This is a genomic window from Streptomyces sp. NPDC059003, from assembly GCF_042740445.1.
Lineage (GTDB): Bacteria > Actinomycetota > Actinomycetes > Streptomycetales > Streptomycetaceae > Streptomyces.
On sequence record NZ_JBHYJH010000379.1, the window covers coordinates 1 to 3,448 of the forward strand.

The following is a 3,448-nucleotide window of genomic DNA, read 5'->3' on the forward strand; positions in this document are numbered from 1 at the left end:
TCCTAGGGGCGGAGCCCCTAGTTTCGGGAAGGGGCGGGTCTGGGGCGCCCCCGCGAGGCCACCGCTACCGCCGGCGCAGATCAGCCACCCGTGCCGACCTCTCCCCCGCCCCCTGCTCACCAAGGACCGCCGCACTCCGCAGCTGCGGCCCCGCCCCCGCACCATGCCCCCCGTGCCCCCGCCGCTGCCCGGGCAACGGCACGTCCCGCCGCGGCTGGCGGCCCGCGGGGACGGAGTCAACCCCGGGGGCCTGGCCGGGGCCCACGGCACCGCCGGCCACGGCGATCTGCACACCCTGGTCCGCCAGGGCCTGCAGCTCCGTGGCCGCACGGTCGTCGTGGGCCGGCGGCTCGTCCGTCACCAGACGTGTGATCACGTCGGTCGGCACCGTCTGGAACATGGTGTCCGTGCCGAGCTTGGTGTGGTCCGCGAGGACCACGACCTCCGCCGCGGCCTGGACGAGGGCGCGGTCCACGCTGGCCGACAGCATGTTGGAGGTCGACAGGCCGCGCTCGGCCGTGAGCCCGCTCCCCGAGAGGAACGCGCGCGAGACCCGCAGCCCCTGCAAGGACTGCTCGGCCCCGCTGCCCACGAGCGCGTAGTTCGAACCGCGCAGGGTGCCGCCCGTCATGACGACCTCCACCCTGTTGGCATGGGCCAGCGCCTGGGCCACCAGAAGGGAGTTGGTGACCACGGTCAGACCGGGTACGCGCGCGAGCCGTCGGGCCAGCTCCTGCGTGGTCGTACCCGCCCCGACGACGATGGCTTCGCCTTCTTCGACGAGACCCGCCGCGAGGTCGGCGATGGCCGTCTTCTCGGCGGACGCGAGATGTGATTTCTGCGGAAAGCCGGACTCCCGCGTGAATCCGCCCGGCAATACCGCACCGCCATGCCGGCGGTCGAGGAGTCCTTCTGCCTCCAGCGCGCGCACGTCCCGCCGTACGGTCACTTCGGAGGTCTGGACGACGCGGGCGAGCTCACGGAGCGACACCGCTCCGTTGGCCCGCACCATTTCGAGGATCAATTGGCGACGTTCTGCAGCGAACACGAAACTGACAGTAACCCCAACGACCGTCTGCTTTCAGCAGTTTGCGCCGAATTACAGAAGTTGTACGCACGACAGGGGTGGAAGTGGTATAGGGGTACTCCAACCGACTATGCCAGGCACATGGGCGGCAACAGGCTGTGACCTGCGGAGAGTTGAATCCGGCCGCCGAAGCCATCGCTTCGGGCGGCCGGAAGGCGCGTACGGACCCCGCGGAATCAAGTCGGATCCGGTCGGAGCAAACCCGGACCGGACCCGGACCGGGTCCGGAGCAGACCCGGAGCAGACCCGGACCAGGCCCGGATCAGACCTCGCCGCCGACCTTGCGGGTGTGCAGCTGGCGGGCGACTTCGGCGATCGACCCCGAAAGCGAGGGGTACACGGTGAAGGCGTTGGCGATCTGCTCGACCGTCAGATTGTTGTCGACCGCGATCGAGATGGGGTGGATGAGTTCCGACGCGCGCGGCGCGACGACGACGCCGCCGACCACGATGCCCGTACCGGGGCGGCAGAAGATCTTGACGAAGCCGTCGCGGATGCCCTGCATCTTCGCGCGCGGGTTGCGCAGCAGCGGCAGCTTGACCACCCGGGCGTCGATCTTGCCCGCGTCGACGTCGGCCTGGCTGTAGCCGACGGTGGCGATCTCGGGGTCGGTGAAGACGTTCGACGAGACGGTCTTCAGGTTCAGCGGGGTCACCGCGTCGCCCAGGAAGTGGTACATCGCGATGCGGCCCTGCATGGCGGCCACGGAGGCGAGGGCGAAGATGCCGGTGACGTCACCGGCGGCGTACACGCCGGGCGCGGACGTGCGCGAGACCCGGTCGGTCCAGATGTGCCCGGAGTCCTTGAGCTTGACCCCGGCCTCCTCCAGACCCATCCCGCTGCTGTTCGGGATGGCGCCGACCGCCATCAGGCAGTGGCTGCCCGAGATGACGCGCCCGTCGGCGAGCGTGACCTCGACGCGGTCGCCGACCCGCTTGGCGGAGGCGGCTCGGGTGCGGCCCATCACGTTCATCCCTCGCCGCCGGAAGACGTCCTCGAGCACGGCGGCGGCGTCCGGGTCCTCACCGGGCAGCACGCGATCGCGCGACGACACGAGCGTGACCCGCGACCCCAGCGCCTGATAGGCGCCGGCGAACTCGGCGCCCGTCACGCCGGACCCGACCACGATGAGCTCCTCGGGCAGCTCGTCGAGGTCGTACACCTGCGTCCAGTTCAGGATCCGCTCGCCGTCCGGCTGGGCGTCCGGCAGCTCGCGCGGGTGACCACCGGTCGCGATCAGAACGGCGTCGGCGGTGAGCGTCTCCTCGCTCCCGTCGGCGGCCCGCACCACGACCTTCCGCGACCCGTCCATGGCCTGCTGGCCCTCGAGCCGCCCCCGGCCGCGCAGCACGCGCGCGCCGGCCCGCGTGACGGACGCGGTGATGTCGTGCGACTGCGCGAGCGCGAGCCGCTTCACGCGCCGGTTGACCTTGCCGAGGTCCACGCCCACGACCCGGGCGGCCTGGTCGATGTGGGGCGTGTCGTCCTCGACGATGATGCCGAGCTCTTCGTACGACGAATCGAAGGTCGTCATGACCTCGGCCGTCGCGATCAGGGTCTTCGACGGCACGCAGTCGGTGAGCACCGACGCCCCGCCCAGACCGTCGCAGTCGACGACGGTCACCTCCGCGCCGAGCTGGGCAGCCACCAGGGCCGCCTCATATCCGCCGGGTCCGCCACCAATGATCACGATCCGAGTCACGTACTCCATTCTCCCGCACGCCCGCAGCGACGAGCGAGCGGGGTAAAAAAGCCCGTCCGGCGCTTGGGGACGAGGCGCGCAGCGCCGATGAAGCGGGGGAAAGGGGGCGCAGCCCCCATAACGCCAACTGTGTAGGGCGCTCGCGCCAGAAAGTCGTACGCTCGACGGCATGTCGCTCTACGCCGCGTACGCCGGCAATCTCGACGCGCGGCTCATGACGCGCCGCGCCCCGCACTCGCCGCTGCGCGCGACCGGCTGGCTGAACGGCTGGCGGCTGACGTTCGGGGGCGAGCACATGGGCTGGGAGGGCGCGCTCGCCACGATCGTCGAGGCGCCGCGGTCGCAGGTCTTCGTCGCGCTGTACGACATCGCGCCGATGGACGAGGACTCCATGGATCGCTGGGAGGGCGTCGGCCTCGACATCTACCGCCGCATGCGGGTCCGGGTCCACACGCTGGAGGGCGAGGAGCCGGCGTGGGTGTACGTCCTGAACGGCTACGAGGGCGGGTTGCCGTCGGCCCGCTACCTCGGCGAGCTCGCCGACGCAGCCGAATCAGCGGGCGCGCCGCACGACTACGTCATGGAACTACGCAAACGTCCATGCTGACCCTCGCGGGGGCGCCCCAGACCCGCCCCTTCCCGAACTAGGGGGCTGCGCC

At 71.0% G+C, this 3,448-nt stretch carries 3 protein-coding genes; 1 reads left to right on the forward strand and 2 read right to left on the reverse strand.

Features of this window, described 5'->3' with window-relative positions:
* Positions 1-64 precede the first annotated feature (64 nt).
* Positions 65-1,048 (reverse strand): DeoR/GlpR family DNA-binding transcription regulator, encoded by a 984-nt coding sequence (locus ACFWZ5_RS45690; protein ID WP_384806508.1) that lies wholly within the window; start codon positions 1,046-1,048, stop codon positions 65-67.
* 301 nt (positions 1,049-1,349) lie between these two features.
* Positions 1,350-2,798: an NAD(P)H-quinone dehydrogenase gene (locus tag ACFWZ5_RS45695; protein WP_384806510.1), complete on the reverse strand. Its 1,449-nt coding sequence runs from the start codon at positions 2,796-2,798 to the stop codon at positions 1,350-1,352.
* A 160-nt stretch (positions 2,799-2,958) separates the two neighbouring features.
* Between ACFWZ5_RS45695 and ACFWZ5_RS45700 the strand changes: the two genes are divergently transcribed.
* Positions 2,959-3,396: a gamma-glutamylcyclotransferase gene (locus ACFWZ5_RS45700; protein ID WP_384806512.1), complete on the forward strand. Its 438-nt coding sequence runs from the start codon at positions 2,959-2,961 to the stop codon at positions 3,394-3,396.
* Positions 3,397-3,448: the final 52 nt, after the last annotated feature.

What these genes read in the sequence shown, in the direction of transcription:
- ACFWZ5_RS45695 (WP_384806510.1), bottom strand. Translation starts at nt 2,798, where the DNA reads ATGGAGTACGTGACTCGGATCGTGATCATTGGTGGCGGACCCGGCGGA.
- ACFWZ5_RS45700 (WP_384806512.1), top strand. Translation starts at nt 2,959, where the DNA reads ATGTCGCTCTACGCCGCGTACGCCGGCAATCTCGACGCGCGGCTCATG.